Raw genomic sequence first — 14,773 nt, forward strand, 5'->3', positions numbered from 1 at the left:
CCCTCAGCGAAGCAGCAGGATCGCCCAGAAGGCGACAGTGACGAGCACACCCATGACCGGGGCGAGGATCGAGAAGGTCTTGTTGGCCTTCAGTTCGAAACCGGCACCGATATCGAGCACGAAGTGGCGCAGGCCGCTCATCATGTGCGTAAAGAACGCCCAGGAAATGCCGACCAGCACGACATAACCCGGAATCGAGGTCATGCACTTGGTGAGCTGCGCGTAAGCTGCGGGTCCGCTGGCCAGCGCCCCGAGCCACCACAGCAGCAGGCCCAGGCCGGCGAATGCCATGCCATCGCCCGTCACGCGGTGCAGAATCGAGACGAACATGTGTGGGCCCCAACGCCAGATCTGGAGATGGGGCGAAAGCGGACGGTTCCTGGTGCCGTCTTTGGCCATGGCTCTTTCGAATCCCTTTTGCCTTTTAGCAGCCCCTGAGGCTGCCCCTGTCGAGAAGTCCCCTTAGACAAATCGCGGCTTGGCGCAAGTTCCGCGAAGCACATCGCGAATGCATCGCACACAAGCGTCTTTTCGGTCGATACATCGGTCGGGTCGCCCGGACCGTCCTGCGCGTGCCCGGGTCAGGGCCCCGTGCTACTGGCCTTGGCGGCGCGCCCGGCCTAAAGCGCAGCCTTATGAATCGCCTGCCGAACATCCTCGCCCCGGCCCTGCTGCTGGCCGCCTGCTCCGCCGCGCCCGGTGCTGCGGCCCCGTCGCCAGAAAGCGCCAGCGAGGCGGGCCAGCCTGCGCCCGGCCCCGATGCGGCGCGACTCGTCACTGCCTGCAAGGGGCGCGACGGCTGGGCGGACGCCGCACCGCCCGCGCGGCTTTTCGGCAATACCTGGTATGTCGGCACTTGCGGCATCACCGCGATCCTGATCACCGGCAAACAGGGCCATGTGCTGATAGACGGCGGCGTGCCGGCAGCCGCGCCGCTGGTTCTGGCCAATATCAAGGCGGCCGGCTTCAACCCCAAGGACGTGCGCTGGATCCTTTCCACGCATGAGCATTTCGACCATGCCGGCGCCCTCGCCGCGATCCAGCGCGAAACCGGTGCGCGCGTCGCCGCCATGCCCGCCGCTGCGCAAGTGCTGGAAAGCGGCAAGGCCGATGCCGCCGATCCGCAGTTCGGCCAGCTCGATGCCTTCCCGCCCGTCCATATCGACAAGCGGCTGACCGATGGCGAGAAGCTGACGCTGGGCGCGATCACCCTCACCGCCCATTCCACCCCGGCCCATGCCGCCGGATCGACGAGCTGGACCTGGCAGTCGTGCGACGATGCGGGCAAGTGCCTGACCGTCGCCTATGCCGACAGCGTCAGCGCGATCTCGGTCAAAGGCTACCGCTTCACCGACCATCCCGAGCGCATCGCCGCCGTCCGCCAGGGCTATGCGCGAATCGCCGATCTTCCCTGCGACCTGCTGGTCTCCCCGCATCCCGGCGCGAGCGATCTTTTCGCGCGCCTTGCGGGCTCGGCCCCGCTGGTCGATCCCACCGCGTGCCGCACATATGCGGCCGCAGCCAACACCCGCTTCGACCAGCGCCTTGCCGAAGAGGCCGCGCCCGAAGCGAAGGAGACCCATTCGTGAGCTGGAAAATTACCGCCTTCGCCCCGCGCGCCGTGATCGAGGGCGCGCTCGTCGCCCATGAGGACGCTTTCGACTGGGATCCGGAGATCGTCATTTCCGGCAGCGAAATCGCCGAGGACAAGCCGGACGACTGGCAACTGGAAGCGTGGATGGAGCAAAAGCCGGGCAAGGCGGAGACGGACGCCCTCACCGCGCTGTTCATCGGCGACGTGCCGGAATTCGTCATCGAGGAACTGCCCGAGACCGACTGGCTCGTCACCAGCCAGGAAGGTCTTGAACCGATCCGTGCCGGGCGTTTCTACGTCCACACGCCCGAATATCCGCCGCTGAACGAACCGGGCGTGACCGACTTCGTGATCCCCGCCAGCCAGGCCTTCGGCACCGGCCAGCACGCCACCACGGCGGGCTGCCTGGAAATGCTGACCTATATGAAGTCGCGCGGGATCATCATCCGCAACCATGCCGATATCGGCACCGGCACCGGCCTGCTTGCCTTCGCGGCGATGACGCTCTGGCCGCGCGCCCGCGCCACGGCGAGCGATATCGACGCGGTCTGCGCCACGGTGGTGGCCGACAATGCGGATGCCAACGGCGTGCCGCTGGGCGGCCGCCCCGGCGAACTGGTGATGACCATCGCCGATGGCATGGACGCGCCCTTGCTCGACGTGCGGGGGCCTTACGACCTGATCATGGCGAACATCCTGGCCGGGCCGCTCGTCAGTCTGGCGCCGGACTTCGCCAAGTCATTGACGCCGGGCGGCCATCTGTTGCTGGCGGGCCTGCTGGAAACGCAGGAAGCATCGGTGCGCCGCGCCTGCCGCCGCGCAGGGCTGCGGCTGGTCGCGCGGCTGGTCAAGGGCGACTGGTCTATCCTCTGGATGCGCGCGCGCCGGTTCTGAAGTCTATACCCTCTTGCCGGGCTGCTAAGGCCGCCCGGCAAGCCTCTCAGGCGCGGCGCAGTTCCAGCCCCGGGCCTTGCGGGCCAAGCCGCATGATCCCCATCAGGTCCGCCGCGATCGGCGCATCGAATGCGAAGCCGGCGCGATCCTCCACCACCCAGCGCACCGTTCCGGTCACGCGCGGGCTGCCGGCCAGCGACAGCACCAGCCGCACGCCCTTTTCCAGCAGATTGCGCTCGACGACGAGCTGGCACCCCTCTGGCGAGACGTGCTTCGCAAGTGCAATCGCGTAGGGGGAAAGCCCGAGGGCCACGTTAACTTCTCCATGCCGAACGGCTCGAACCGCTTGATAGGGAAGTGTAATTAAGAGAGGTAAACGCCCCGTTAATATCTGCGCAACTTTTCTGACGTAAAAATACTCAATTCTTACAGTAACTTACCTATAATCGTCGAATTGAAAATTAACCATGTTCGGTAAGTTGGAATTAGGGATTACAAACAAGAATTAGACCTCAAGGGGGGCTGGTAACAACAGCTCATGAGGCCAAACATGCTTCGTACCGAACTCGACCGCCCTGCGGTTGTCGTGGGACCCCTGGGTGAAGCTCTCGACCGCAAGAGCCTGCCGCCGCGCGATACCCTACGCTGGGTTGCGCGCCGAAAGGCTGAGGTGGTCGCTGCCGTCAATGGGGGCCTGTTGACGATCGCCGAGGCCTGCGAACGCTACGATCTCACGCTCGAGGAACTTGCCTCGTGGCAACGCGCGATTGAGCGCGAAGGAATGGCAGGGCTGCGCGCCACCCGCGTGCAGCACTACCGACAGGTGCACGAACGCCAGTCCCGTTTCTCCTGAGCGGGCTGGTGCTGCGGCACCCTCGCCGGAAGGACAGGTGTGTCCCCTCCCGGCGTTGACCAATGGGCCCGGTCCGAGAACCGGCGGCCGATACTGCGACCCGTCAGCCGGCGGCTTCGACGATCCGGGCCCATTCAGCTTCATCGATGACCCTGATGCCAAGGTCCGCCGCCTTCTTCAGCTTCGAACCGGCACCCGGCCCGGCAACCAGAATGTCGGTCTTGGCCGAGATCGAGCCCGCAGCCTTGGCGCCCAACCGCTCGGCCTGCGCCTTGGCCTCGTCGCGGCTCATCGTTTCCAGCTTGCCGGTGAAGACCACGGTCTTGCCCGCGACCTCGCTCTCCACCGTTTCCACCACGTAAGGCGGCGGCGCGACTTCCGAGAGGATGTCGTCCCACACGGCGCGGTTGTGGTCTTCATGGAAAAAGTCGCCCAGCGCCTCCACCACGGCCGGGCCGATGCCGTCGATCGACAGCAATTCCTGAAGAGATAACTCGTCGCCTCCACGCGCCTCCTGAGCACACTTTCGCAGCGCGCCCATATCCTCGAACCGCTTCAGCAGATCGCGCGCGGTCACCGCGCCGACATGACGGATGCCAAGCCCGAACAGCAGGCGCGCGGCATCGGGCTGGCGCTTGTTTTCCACCGCTGCCAACAGATTATCCACAGACTTGTCCTTCCACCCATCAAGCGCGAGAATCTCCTCCCGGCGCTTGCGCAGGCGGAAGATATCGGCCGGGCTTTCCAGCCAGCCGTGCGCGAAGAACTCGTCGATGGTCTTCTCGCCCAGCCCCTCGATATCGAGCGCGGCGCGGCTGACGAAGTGCTTCAGGCGCTCGGTCCGCTGCGCCGGGCAGATCAGCCCGCCGGTGCAGCGCACATCCACCTCGCCCTCCTCGGCCACGGCTTCCGAACCACACTCCGGGCAGTGATCGGGGAACGCGAAGGCATCGCGCTCCACTTCGCGGCTCAGGTTGTCGACGATCTGCGGGATCACGTCACCCGCGCGCTGGAGCACCACGGTATCGCCCGGACGCACGCCCAAGCGGCCGATCTCGTCGCGGTTGTGCAGCGTGACGTTGGTGACGGTGACGCCGCCCACCAGAACCGGCTTCAAACGCCCCACCGGCGTCAGCTTGCCGGTGCGGCCAACCTGAATGTCGATCGATTCCAGCGTCGTTTCCGCCCGCTCCGCCGGGAACTTGTGCGCCAGACCCCAGCGCGGCGCCTTGGCGACGAAGCCAAGGCGCTGCTGCCAGTCGAGCCGGTCGATCTTGTAGACTACGCCGTCGATCTCGAACGGTAGATCGGGCCGCCCATCGCGGATCGCCCGGTAGGCGGTGAGCATTTCCTCGACCGAGTGGCAGAGCCGGAACTGCGGCGAGACCGGCAGGCCCCAGCTTTCGATGCGGCGGATCACCTCATGCTGGCTCACCCCCGGAACGTGACTGGCCGCGCCCCAGCCATGCGCCCAGAAGCGCAGCGGACGCTTGGCCGTGACCGCAGCGTCCTTCTGGCGCAGCGAGCCGGCGGCGGCATTGCGCGGGTTGGCGAACTGGCGGACCTTGCTCTCGTCGAACGCCTCGCCCTTCTCTTCTGCCAGAGCGCGCGCCTCGGCCATCAGCGTCTCGTTGAGGGCGTGGAAGGCGGCCTTCTCCATGTAGACTTCGCCGCGCACTTCGAAGACCTCGGGGATATTCCCGCCCTTCAGTTCCTGCACGATATCGGCGATGTGGGCGACGTTGGGCGTCACGTCTTCACCCACCTGCCCGTCGCCGCGCGTGGCGGCGCGCACCAGCTTGCCGTTCTCGTAGCGCAGCGAGCAGGAGAGACCGTCGATCTTGTCCTCCGCCGTCACCAGCACGGGTTCCTCAGCGGATAGCGACAGGAAACGGCGCACGCGGCCGACGAAGTCTGCCACTTCCTCGTCGCTGAACGCGTTGTCGAGGCTCATCATCCGAACCTCGTGCCGCACTTTGCCCAGCGGCGAGGCGGCGACATCGTGGCCGACCTTGTTCGTGGGCGAATCGGGGCGGATCAGATGCGGGAACGCCGCTTCCAGTTCGGCATTGCGGCGCACCAGCGCGTCGTACTCGGCATCCGCGATCTCCGGCGCGTCCTCGGCATGGTAGAGCCGGTTCGCGCGGTTGATCTGGCGCGCCAGACGCATGAGTTCGTTGGCGGCTTCGGCTTCATTCGGAAACAGATCGGGAGTCTCGGTCATGGGTTCAGCCTATGCCGCAAGCCCCCGCCGGACGGCAAGGCGGGGCGATCGGGACAGCTTACACGGTCCACCGGAAAAGCCGCCACAAGAAGCCTTCGCTTGACTCATTTCGACATTTAGCTAATCATCGCATCATGAGTCAGGTGTTCAAAGCCCTCTCCGATCCCACCCGCCGCCGCGTGCTGCAATTGCTGCGCCAGGGGCCGATGAGCGCGGGCGAGATCAGCGATCAGTTCGACGTTTCCAAGCCCACCATGTCCGCCCACTTCACGGTGCTGAAGGAAGCCGATCTGGTCCATGCCGAAAAGTCCGGCAAATCGGTGATCTATCACCTCAAGCTATCGGTGCTGGAAGAAGCGCTGCTGGGCTTCGTCCATTCCTTCGGCGGTAGTGCCGAAGCGCCGGAAATCCGAAAGGAAGCCGCACGATGACACGCGATGGGAAAGTGGATCTCTACGGCAACCTCGCCTGGGGCGGCCTGATCCTTGCGCTGGCCCTCGGCGCCAGTCTTGCCCGCAAGCTGGGCTATTTGGATGCGGACACCGTCACCCGGCTCGTGATCGGCGCCAATGGGCTGATGATCGCCTGGAACGGCAACCGGATGCCCAAGACATTCGTCCTCCACGCGCAGGCACGGCAAGCCCGGCGGGTGGCCGGCTGGTCGCTGGCGCTGAGCGGGCTGATCTACTCCGGCCTGTTCATTTTCGCGCCGATCCGGGTGGCGGCATGGGGCGGTGCCGCTGCCGTCGTGACCGGGATCATCGTAACGCTGGGCTATTGCCTTTCGCTGCGCGGCAAGGGCCAGACGAAAAACCGCACGAGCGGCTAGAGCGTTTTCTAATCAGGTGGAATCACCTGATGACTCGGAAAACGCGGAAAACCAAAAACTTAGAGCAGCTGATCCGATGCAATCGGATCAGCTGCTCTAGCGATCGGGGCGCGCACCGTTGGGCGGCGCGCGCCCATAACCGTCATTCGCTCACAGTCACATCCACGCGGCGCGCTTGCGCATTGGTGTCACCGTTGCCGGTGGTATCGGCCGGCTTGATCATCTTGATCGACGCAGCCGGGATTCCGGTATCCACCAGCGCCTTGCTGACTTCCTCGGCGCGCCGCTTCGATAGCGCGGCATTGGCAGCGGGATCGCCCGTAGGATCGTTATATCCCGATACGGCCACGTAGGAACCGGGGTGCGTATCGATATAATCCTTCACGCTGCCGGCCGCGGTGGAAAGATCCTTGGTCACGTCGGACTTGCCCACGGCGAAGAACACTCGCAGCACCGGACGGCCGTTCGCCACTTCGCTGACCATGCCGGAACCCGTGGGGATTTCCACTGCCGGCGTGGGTTCGACCATCGCCGTCGTCGGTTCGGTAACGACGGTCGTCGCTTCCTTATGGCCGCAGGAGCGCAAGGCCCAGATCAGCGCCAGAATGGCCAGCAAGATCAGCAGGAGCGGCCACCACTTGCCCATCCCGCCGGATGCGGCACGCACCGGCTCCTCGTAATGCGGCGTCGCCGTTTGCGGACCCAGCAGGCCCGATACACCCGGCGGCAAGGCAGCGGCGATCGACGCCCTCTCTCCATTCAGCAGCGTGGTCACTTCCGGCAGCGAGGGCGTGGAACCCAGCATCTTGCCGATCCCGCCCGCCGCGAACAGCCCGCCGACGCCCAACAGCGAGCGCACGCTCTGCGGAGCGATCGCGAAACGATCCGCCAGCGTGTTCACCACGCCGCCGAAGTTGGAACCGAACAGATCCACAAAGCCACCGGCGTGCTGGGCCAGCGACGTATCCGCACTCAATCGATCGGTAACCGAGGCCTGATTGTCCAGCGGGTTGCCGCCGACAAGCGCGGTCTTGATCATGCTGAGCACGCCGCCGCCACTCCCGGCGGCGATGCGGCCTGACATTGCCGCGAGGATCACGGGAACGATCCCGCCCAGAGCGCTGCTGGTGGCCTGCGGGCTTTCGCCCAGTTTCGCCGCCAGATTATCGACAGTGCCGGGCGCAATGGCCCCGCGAATGGTGTCGAGTAGAGACATTTCCTTCTCCTCTTTCGGCACCCCCCATTTCAATATCGACACGCGCCTTCGGCATCCAAACGGCCAATGGCGCGAGTAGTCCGTCTGAAAATTCGCGAAATGCGAATTGCGGCCTCAAAAAATGCCTTCCTAGCATTTTCCAAACGGGCTCTAAGTGGAATTATCTATCGACGACAATTGGGCAATCGGTACTTATACCGATCAAAGACGATCGCTCTGCACAAAATGCACGCGTCCGCATTATTGTAAGCGGTCAAATTATCTGAAATTTATCTATACATCCGAAATACTTGAGTCGGATGTCGAATTACCCGCAGCGGTGGTGGTTACGCGCGTTCCAGCAGCCGGTTCGCCTGCGCCCTTGCCTCTTCGGTCACTTCCGCGCCGGAGAGCATGCGGGCGATCTCTTCCTGCCGTTCCGCATTGCTGAGCGGGGTCACCGAGGTGCGCGTCACCGTGCCTTGCGAGGATTTGGCAATCATGAAGTGCCGATCCCCGCGCGCGGCGACTTGCGGGCTATGGGTCACGGCAAGCAATTGACCGCCCTGCCCGCTGCCATTCGCCAGCCTTGCAAGGCGTTCGCCGATGGCATCCGCCACCGCGCCGCCAACGCCGCGATCGATTTCGTCGAAGATCACCGTCGCCGCGCCGCCCTCTTCGGCCAAGGCAACCTTGAGCGCGAGGATGAAGCGCGAAAGTTCGCCGCCCGAGGCGATCTTGGCGAGCGGCGCGAAGTCTGCGCCGGGGTTGGTGCTGATCAGGAACTCCACCGCATCCATGCCGTGCGCGCTCCAGCGTTCCTCCGGCAGCTTCACCACCGAAGTCTGGAACCGCGCGGCGTCGAGCTTTAATGGCGCGAGTTCGGCGGCAACGGCCTTGTCCAGCCGCTTGGCGGCGGAGCGGCGCAGATCGTGCAGCGCCTCTGCCTGCTGGCGATAGACCAGCGCCGCCTTCTGCGCGGTGGCCTCCAGCGCGGCGACATGCCCTTCGCCGCCCTCGATCGCGTCCAGCGCCTCGCGCATTTCGCGCGTCTTTTCGGGCAGATCGTCGACCGCGCACATGTGCTTGCGGGCGGCGGCGCGCAAATCGAACAGGCGGGTTTCGATGCGGTCCAGTTCGTTGGGATCGAAAGCCAGCGCCTCGGCCGCGCGTTCCAGCTTTTCCTCGGCCTCTCCCGCCTCGATCAGCGCGCGGTCGAGCGCGCCCAGGGCGTCGGTCAGCAGGGGATGCTCGCCGGCGATGCGGTCCAGCCGCCGCGCCGCGCCGCGCAGGTTCGCCAGCGCCGAATCGGATCCGGTCCAGAGGTGTTGCAGGGCCGAAAGATCGTCGGCCAGCTTCTCGCCCTTTTGCATGTCCGCACGGGCGTGGGCGAGTTGCTCCTCCTCCCCCTCTTCCGGCGACAAGGCGCTGAGTTCGGCCAGATGCGCCAGCAGCAGGTCCTGATCCTCGGCCGCCTTGGCGACTTGCGCGCGGGCGGCGTCCAGCGCGCTCTGCGCCGTGCGCCAGGTCTTCCATGCGGCCTCCACACCGGCCACGTCGCCACCGGCGAAACGGTCCAGCAGCGCGCGGTGGCCCTTGGGGTTCACCAGCCCGCGATCGTCGTGCTGGCCGTGGATTTCGACGAGAACCGGCGCGATTTCGCGCAGTAGCGAGACGCTGACCGGCTGATCGTTCAGGAACGCGCGGCTGCCGCCGTCGGCACGCAGCTGTCGCTTCAGGATCAGCGGTTCGCCGGGCTCGATCTCAAGATCCGCCTCGTTCAGCACCGTGCGCACCGTCGCGGGCAGCGCGGAAAACTCGAAACTGGCGGTAACGCTGGCACGGTCTTCCCCCGCGCGGACGAGGCCGCTGTCGGCACGGTTGCCGATGACGAGGCCCAGCGCGTCCAGCAGGATCGACTTGCCCGCGCCGGTTTCACCGGTGAGGACGCCGAGCCCACGCGCGAAATCGAGATCCAGCGCCTCGATCAGGACAATGTTGCGGATGGCGAGCCGTGTCAGCATGTTCGCGTTGCGTTCTAGCGAAAAGATTTTCGCCCGTCACGCCCTATCGCACACGTATCCAACGAAAACGCCGGCCGACCTTTGAGGCCGACCGGCGTTGAATTTCGTCCGAAAGCGCGCCTATCAGGCCGCGACGTTCTTCGGGGCGTAGCGCGTCATCAGCTTGTAGGCGCGCTGATACCACTTGGAATTGGGATAGTTGGTTTCCAGCACGGCGGCGGCTTTCTGCGCTTCCAGCGGGATGCCGAGCGAGAGGTAGCCTTCCACCAGACGGAACAGCGCTTCAGGCGCGTGGCTGGTGGTCTGGAAATTGTCCACCACGTTGCGGAAACGCAGGGTGGCGGCCAGCCACTTGCCGCTGCGTTCGTAGGAACGGCCGATGGTCATTTCCTTGCCGGCCAGGTGATCGTTCACCAGGTCGATCTTCAGCTTGGCGTCGGCCGCATAAGGCGAATTAGGGTAGCGGCGCATCACGTCGGTCAGCGCCTGCTTGGCCTGCTCGGTGGTCTTCTGGTCGCGCGTAACGTCGCTGATCTGCTCGTAGTACGAGATCGCGATCAGGTAGTACGCGTAAGGCGCGTCCTTGTTGCCCGGGTGGATCGAGAGGAAGCGCTGCGCCGACTGGATCGCCTTGTTGTAATCGCGGGCGGCGTAATAGCTGAACGCGCTCATCAACTGGGCGCGGCGGGCCCAGGGCGAATAGGGGTGCTGGCGCTCCACTTCATCGAACAGCGCGGCGGCGGCCTTGGTCTGGCCCTTGTTCAGGCGATCCTGCGCCGCTGCGTACAGCGTATCGACGTCACGCGCGACATAGGCGGTATCCTTGTTCTTGTTGCCCCGCCCGGCACAGCCGGCGGTGAGAACGAGGGCCCCGGTAGCGGCGGCAAGGAGAGCGATCTTGAAGCGCGAGCGTTCGAACATGGGGCCGGTCTATAGACAGCGCTTTGCTGAACGCCAAGTGAAGTTACACACGCTTACACAGTGATCTGCGTTCGGTGCGTAAATCGAGCGCCGGGCCGGATTTCACGGCGCCTCCCCGCCCCGACCGGCCCCCGCCGGAAGTTTGCCGCAATCGCGCGGTTTGGCACGGAAATGGGCCGATCCCGTCCTAAAATACACCTATCATGCATTTTCAAACAGAGACTTGGCGGATCGGCGGCCAGTTCGCCATTGTCTGCCCCGCCCGCGCTGCCATAGTGGCCTGACATGGCCGGCACCAACGCACTTTCCTCCCCCGTCATGTCCGATGCCCTCGTGATCCTGGGCGCTGCGGGCATCGTCATCCCCGTGTTCAACCGATACCGCATCACCCCGGTGATCGGTTTCATTCTGGTGGGCCTGCTGGTCGGCCCGTTCGGCCTTGGCCGGCTGGTGTTCGATCATCCATGGCTTTCCTGGGTGACCATCACCGATCCGGACGGGCTGGAGATATTCGCCGAATTCGGCATCATCCTGCTGCTGTTTTCGATCGGGCTGGAACTGTCCTTCGCGCGCCTCTGGGCGATGCGCCGCTTCGTGTTCGGGCTGGGTTCGCTGGAACTGCTGCTGATCGGCGGATCGATGACCTTCATCTTCGCCACGCTGGGCCAAAGCCTGACCGGCGCGATGGCGCTGGGCCTTGCGCTGGCGCTGTCCTCCACGGCGCTGGTGCTGAAAATCACCGATACCGGCGGGCCGGTGGGCCGGGCAGCGCTTTCCATGCTGCTGTTCGAGGATATTGCGCTGGTCCCCATCGTCTTCCTGCTGGGCGCGCTGGCGCCCCATGCCAAGGGTGCGGGGATGGACGGGCTGATCCATACGCTCGTCTGGGGCACCGGCGTGGTGATCCTGCTGCTGCTGGCGGGGCGTTACCTGCTGCCGCCGCTGTTCGCGCAGGCGGCGCGGACCAAGAGCCCCGAACTGTTCCTCAGCGCCAGTCTGCTGGTGGTGATCCTCGCCTCCCTGGCAACGGCGGCGACCGGGCTTTCGCCCATCGTCGGCGCGCTGGTGGCCGGATTGCTGATCGCCGAGACCGAATACCACACCGAAGTCGAAGAAATCACCGAGCCGTTCAAGGGACTGGCACTGGGCGTGTTCCTGATCACCGTCGGCATGCGGATCGACTTGCGCGTGGTGTGGGAGAATCTGGGCCCGATTCTGGTCGCAACGGTGGGCGTGATCGTGCTGAAGGCGGTCGTCACCAGCCTGCTGCTGCGCCTGATGGGCGCGCGGCGCGGCACCGCGGCGGAAACCGGGATCCTGATGGCCAGCCCTTCGGAAACGACGCTGATCGTGCTGAGCGCGGCCGGCGCGGCGCAACTGATCCAGCCCGGAACCGCGATGTTCTGGCAGATCGTTACCGCGCTGGGCCTGACCATCACCCCGGCGCTGGCCCGAATCGGCAAGATCCTGGCGCGCCGGGTGGAAGGCGTGGAGCACCCCCACCAGCCTGCCGAAGCGAGCGACAAGCCGCCCACGCTGATCGTCGGCTTCGGCCGCGTGGGTCATCTGGTGGCGGACATGCTGACGCGCCACGGCCGGCCCTATCTGGCAGTGGACAGCAACTCCGACCTTGTCACCGAAGGCCGCCGACTGGGCTACACCGTGGCTTTCGCCGATGCCGCGCGCGGCGATGCCCTGCTGCGGCTTGGCGTATCGAGCGCGGCGGCCGTGATCCTGACGATGGACGAGCCCGTCTCCGCCCAGCGCATCGTGCGCAAGCTGCGCGCGGATTTCCCGGACATGCCGATCATCGCCCGCGCGCGCGACACCGTCCACGCCGGCGTGCTCTACCGCGCCGGGGCTACCCATGCGGTGCCGGAGACGCTGGAAAGCTCGCTTCAACTGTCCGAAGCGGCACTGGTCGAGATCGGCGTGGCAATGGGCCCGGTAATCGCCTCCATCCACGAAAAGCGCGACGAATTCCGCGAACAGATCATGGAACAGGGCGGCCTCTCGCAGAAGCCGGCGCTGAAATCCGGCCAGCTTCGTCAGGCGGAGAAGACCTGATAGCGTTTGCGCCGCGGCCTATCGCGCCAGCGCATGCAAATACTTGATGAGGTATCCATGGGCGACGCCGTTAAAATCAGCGATTACGAAATCGCCGAAGCACATCGCCTCGATAACGGCAAAACACTGATATTATTTACATCTTTCCCTGAAATCGGGGAGGTTCACGACTCCATTCTGGGTAAAGAAATTTTCCTGTTTGACAAACATGATTGCCCGTTATGGAAAATCAATCTGGAACCGGGATCCACAGTCGAACAGAGTAGAGTTTTCGACCATTCCAGCGCCGAAGTTTTCGATTTCGTGCACATTTCACACGAAAATGGATTGTATTTCGCCGAAAAATACAATGGCGACGTATTTGAGATAGACCTCAACGACGGCTCCGCGAAATTCGCCTATTGGAAAAAGACTTAATGGAAAACGACGATCAATCACTGGGGCAATCGCTGGGCAGAACCCAAAGGCGCCTGCTGCGGCGCGTCTTTAATGGGCGGACGGTGCCCATCGTAGTCAATGAAAAGCCATTCCTCACCTACAAGGAGGCCGCGCGCTATCTGCTTTCGCTGCCGGTCGAAGAGCGCGATGCCGCTTATGATGCGATGAAGGTTTTCGCCGATCGGAAGGGCGAAAGTCAGGCGGATTGAGTGCCTATTGCAGATAGGACTCGATCTGGCGCCACTGTGCCAGCTTGTCGGCCCGCGACATGGCGGCATGGGCCCCGCTGGAGGATGGCAGGTCGATCAGGTTCCAGCGCGCCTCCTGCCCTGCCAGCTGCCGGCGCCCGTCCCGCGCCGCCTTGCCGCCGTTGAAGGCGATGGCGCGCAGGTTGGGCAGCGTGCTCGCGAAGGCAGTCAGGTCGCGGTGGGTGGCTTCGCGAATCGCGGTGTCCAGACTGCCCTGCCGCCGTGCGCTTTCGATCACGTCCCACAGGCCGATGCGATGGCGCCGCAGTGTGTGCAGGCGCTGATCGTAAGGCCTTGATCGCAGGTCGCTTTCGCCCATGACTTCGCCGATCAGCCACCAGAAGGCATTGCCCGGATTGGCGTAGTACTCGCCTGCCGCCAACGACCTTTCGCCGGGCAGCGTGCCCAGCAGCAGAACGCGCGTGCGCGCATCGACGATGGGCGCGAAGCTGGTCTTGAAGGGCGTGTCGCGCGGCGCGGCCACGTTCACAGATCGCCGTAGCGCGGCTCGAACACCGACCATCCGGTGCGCTGGACAAGCCGCTCCAGCGCGATCTGGCCTAGCTGCGAATTGCCGCTGGCGTTCAGGCCGGGGGACCATACGGCGATGCTGGCGATGCCCGGCGCCACCGCCAGAATGCCGCCACCCACGCCGGACTTGCCCGGCAGGCCGATGCGATAGGCGAAATCGCCCGAATTGTCGTAATGCCCGCAGGACATCATCACTGCATTGATACGCCGCGCGCGCTTGGCGGTGATCACCCGGTGGCCGCCGGATCGGCCGCCGTCCATCAGGTAGCGCCCGGCCAGCGCCAGCTGGTGGCAGCTCATGGCCAGCGCGCAGTAATGGAAGTAGGTCCCCAGCACGAGGTCGACGTCGCCCTGGATATTGCCGAAGGCGCGCATGTAGTTGGCCAGCGCCTTGTTGCGGAAGCCCGTCTCCTGCTCGGCGCGGGCCACTTCCTCGTCGATGGAGATGGTATCGTCGCCCGTCAGTTCGCGCACGAAGCGCAGCATCTGGCCGATTGCCTCCCGCGGCTGGTGGTGGCCCAGCAGCATGTCGGCCACCACGATGGCGCCGGCATTGATGAACGGATTGCGCGGGATGCCGTGTTCGTTTTCCAGCTGGACGATCGAGTTGAAAGCGCTGCCCGAAGGTTCCCGCCCCACGCGGTTCCACAACTGGTCGCCCACCGCGCCCAGTGCCAGCGTCAGCGCGAAAACCTTGGAAATCGACTGGATCGAAAAGGCTTCCTCCGCATCGCCGGCCAGATGGACCGCGCCTTTCGCAGTGACCACGGCGATGCCGAACTTGTCGACCGGCACTTGCGCCAGCGGGCGGATATAGTCCGCCACTTTGCCGCGATGCGTCATTCCCCGCATCTCTTCGGCAATGTCAGCCAGGATGCGGTCAAGGCTGTCCATGGTCGATTTTCCCCGCATCGAAAGGATGGCCGGCGGCGGCCATTCGGATCCCTCTGCCGCA

The 14,773-nt window shown here is 64.8% G+C and carries 16 protein-coding genes; 8 read left to right on the forward strand and 8 right to left on the reverse strand.

Annotation, left to right across the window (positions count from 1 at the left end; all coding sequences use genetic code 11):
- Positions 1–3 precede the first annotated feature (3 nt).
- Positions 4–399, reverse strand: coding sequence for a succinate dehydrogenase, cytochrome b556 subunit (gene sdhC, locus ACZ1JC_RS23910; RefSeq protein ID WP_465137797.1), 396 nt, complete (start codon positions 397–399; stop codon positions 4–6).
- A gap of 236 nt (positions 400–635) precedes the next feature.
- Between sdhC and bla the strand changes: the two genes are divergently transcribed.
- Positions 636–1,589 carry a subclass B3 metallo-beta-lactamase gene (bla, locus tag ACZ1JC_RS23915; protein WP_465137796.1) on the forward strand — a complete coding sequence of 318 codons (954 nt, stop codon included), beginning with the start codon at positions 636–638 and terminating at the stop codon, positions 1,587–1,589.
- The gene (locus tag ACZ1JC_RS23920; protein ID WP_465137795.1) at positions 1,586–2,488 is read left to right on the forward strand and encodes a 50S ribosomal protein L11 methyltransferase; all 903 of its coding nucleotides are present in this window, start codon (positions 1,586–1,588) and stop codon (positions 2,486–2,488) included. Before bla ends, ACZ1JC_RS23920 begins: the two co-directional genes overlap by 4 nt.
- A gap of 46 nt (positions 2,489–2,534) precedes the next feature.
- Here ACZ1JC_RS23920 and ACZ1JC_RS23925 read toward each other — a convergent pair whose 3' ends face one another.
- Complete coding sequence (locus ACZ1JC_RS23925) at positions 2,535–2,801, reverse strand: PilZ domain-containing protein (protein ID WP_465137794.1); 267 nt, start codon at positions 2,799–2,801, stop codon at positions 2,535–2,537.
- 237 nt (positions 2,802–3,038) lie between these two features.
- Here ACZ1JC_RS23925 and sciP point away from each other — a divergent pair, with 237 nt between their 5' ends.
- Positions 3,039–3,341 (forward strand): CtrA inhibitor SciP, encoded by a 303-nt coding sequence (sciP, locus tag ACZ1JC_RS23930; protein WP_395327256.1) that lies wholly within the window; start codon positions 3,039–3,041, stop codon positions 3,339–3,341.
- A 103-nt stretch (positions 3,342–3,444) separates the two neighbouring features.
- Here the strand turns inward: sciP and ligA are convergent, their stop codons facing one another.
- Positions 3,445–5,565 carry an NAD-dependent DNA ligase LigA gene (gene ligA, locus ACZ1JC_RS23935; protein ID WP_465137793.1) on the reverse strand — a complete coding sequence of 707 codons (2,121 nt, stop codon included), beginning with the start codon at positions 5,563–5,565 and terminating at the stop codon, positions 3,445–3,447.
- A gap of 134 nt (positions 5,566–5,699) precedes the next feature.
- On the opposite strand from ligA, the gene ACZ1JC_RS23940 reads away from it, so the two are divergent.
- A complete protein-coding gene (locus ACZ1JC_RS23940; protein ID WP_465137792.1) occupies positions 5,700–5,996 on the forward strand; it encodes an autorepressor SdpR family transcription factor in 297 nt (98 codons plus the stop codon).
- A complete protein-coding gene (locus ACZ1JC_RS23945) occupies positions 5,993–6,394 on the forward strand; it encodes an ammonium transporter (RefSeq protein WP_465148437.1) in 402 nt (133 codons plus the stop codon). The genes ACZ1JC_RS23940 and ACZ1JC_RS23945 overlap by 4 nt, the downstream gene beginning before the upstream one ends.
- A 142-nt stretch (positions 6,395–6,536) precedes the next feature.
- On the opposite strand, the gene ACZ1JC_RS23950 is transcribed toward ACZ1JC_RS23945, so the two are convergent.
- The 3 genes from ACZ1JC_RS23950 to ACZ1JC_RS23960 all read right to left on the reverse strand — a co-directional run bounded on the left by ACZ1JC_RS23950 (position 6,537) and on the right by ACZ1JC_RS23960 (position 10,534).
- Entirely contained in the window at positions 6,537–7,610 is a 1,074-nt protein-coding gene (locus ACZ1JC_RS23950; RefSeq protein ID WP_465137790.1) for an OmpA family protein, read from the reverse strand.
- Positions 7,611–7,936: 326 nt separating this feature from the next.
- Entirely contained in the window at positions 7,937–9,613 is a 1,677-nt protein-coding gene (recN, locus tag ACZ1JC_RS23955) for a DNA repair protein RecN (RefSeq protein ID WP_465137789.1), read from the reverse strand.
- Between the two features lie 123 nt (positions 9,614–9,736).
- Positions 9,737–10,534 carry an outer membrane protein assembly factor BamD gene (locus ACZ1JC_RS23960; protein ID WP_465137788.1) on the reverse strand — a complete coding sequence of 266 codons (798 nt, stop codon included), beginning with the start codon at positions 10,532–10,534 and terminating at the stop codon, positions 9,737–9,739.
- Positions 10,535–10,819: 285 nt separating this feature from the next.
- Here ACZ1JC_RS23960 and ACZ1JC_RS23965 point away from each other — a divergent pair, with 285 nt between their 5' ends.
- Genes ACZ1JC_RS23965 through ACZ1JC_RS23975 form a run of 3 tightly spaced genes read left to right on the forward strand, consistent with a single transcriptional unit; the run spans position 10,820 to position 13,248 of the window.
- Positions 10,820–12,601 (forward strand): cation:proton antiporter domain-containing protein, encoded by a 1,782-nt coding sequence (locus ACZ1JC_RS23965; RefSeq protein WP_465137787.1) that lies wholly within the window; start codon positions 10,820–10,822, stop codon positions 12,599–12,601.
- A gap of 57 nt (positions 12,602–12,658) precedes the next feature.
- Positions 12,659–13,018 carry a hypothetical protein gene (locus ACZ1JC_RS23970; protein ID WP_465137786.1) on the forward strand — a complete coding sequence of 120 codons (360 nt, stop codon included), beginning with the start codon at positions 12,659–12,661 and terminating at the stop codon, positions 13,016–13,018.
- Positions 13,018–13,248, forward strand: coding sequence for a hypothetical protein (locus ACZ1JC_RS23975; RefSeq protein WP_465137785.1), 231 nt, complete (start codon positions 13,018–13,020; stop codon positions 13,246–13,248). The genes ACZ1JC_RS23970 and ACZ1JC_RS23975 overlap by 1 nt, the downstream gene beginning before the upstream one ends.
- Positions 13,249–13,252: 4 nt before the next feature.
- Here ACZ1JC_RS23975 and ACZ1JC_RS23980 read toward each other — a convergent pair whose 3' ends face one another.
- Positions 13,253–13,771, reverse strand: a complete 519-nt coding sequence (locus tag ACZ1JC_RS23980) for a DNA-deoxyinosine glycosylase (protein ID WP_465137784.1) — start codon at positions 13,769–13,771, stop codon at positions 13,253–13,255.
- 2 nt (positions 13,772–13,773) lie between these two features.
- Positions 13,774–14,712: a glutaminase gene (locus tag ACZ1JC_RS23985; RefSeq protein ID WP_465137783.1), complete on the reverse strand. Its 939-nt coding sequence runs from the start codon at positions 14,710–14,712 to the stop codon at positions 13,774–13,776.
- Positions 14,713–14,773: the final 61 nt, after the last annotated feature.

The organism is Sphingomonas sp. BL-S-28, from assembly GCF_055521515.1.

Coding starts and splice junctions, on each gene's coding strand:
- sdhC (WP_465137797.1), bottom strand. CDS start 399: ATGGCCAAAGACGGCACCAGGAACCGTCCGCTTTCGCCCCATCTCCAG.
- bla (WP_465137796.1), top strand. CDS start 636: ATGAATCGCCTGCCGAACATCCTCGCCCCGGCCCTGCTGCTGGCCGCC.
- sciP (WP_395327256.1), top strand. CDS start 3,039: ATGCTTCGTACCGAACTCGACCGCCCTGCGGTTGTCGTGGGACCCCTG.
- ligA (WP_465137793.1), bottom strand. CDS start 5,565: ATGACCGAGACTCCCGATCTGTTTCCGAATGAAGCCGAAGCCGCCAAC.
- ACZ1JC_RS23940 (WP_465137792.1), top strand. CDS start 5,700: ATGAGTCAGGTGTTCAAAGCCCTCTCCGATCCCACCCGCCGCCGCGTG.
- ACZ1JC_RS23945 (WP_465148437.1), top strand. CDS start 5,993: ATGACACGCGATGGGAAAGTGGATCTCTACGGCAACCTCGCCTGGGGC.
- ACZ1JC_RS23950 (WP_465137790.1), bottom strand. CDS start 7,610: ATGTCTCTACTCGACACCATTCGCGGGGCCATTGCGCCCGGCACTGTC.
- recN (WP_465137789.1), bottom strand. CDS start 9,613: ATGCTGACACGGCTCGCCATCCGCAACATTGTCCTGATCGAGGCGCTG.
- ACZ1JC_RS23960 (WP_465137788.1), bottom strand. CDS start 10,534: ATGTTCGAACGCTCGCGCTTCAAGATCGCTCTCCTTGCCGCCGCTACC.
- ACZ1JC_RS23965 (WP_465137787.1), top strand. CDS start 10,820: ATGGCCGGCACCAACGCACTTTCCTCCCCCGTCATGTCCGATGCCCTC.
- ACZ1JC_RS23970 (WP_465137786.1), top strand. CDS start 12,659: ATGGGCGACGCCGTTAAAATCAGCGATTACGAAATCGCCGAAGCACAT.
- ACZ1JC_RS23975 (WP_465137785.1), top strand. CDS start 13,018: ATGGAAAACGACGATCAATCACTGGGGCAATCGCTGGGCAGAACCCAA.
- ACZ1JC_RS23985 (WP_465137783.1), bottom strand. CDS start 14,712: ATGGACAGCCTTGACCGCATCCTGGCTGACATTGCCGAAGAGATGCGG.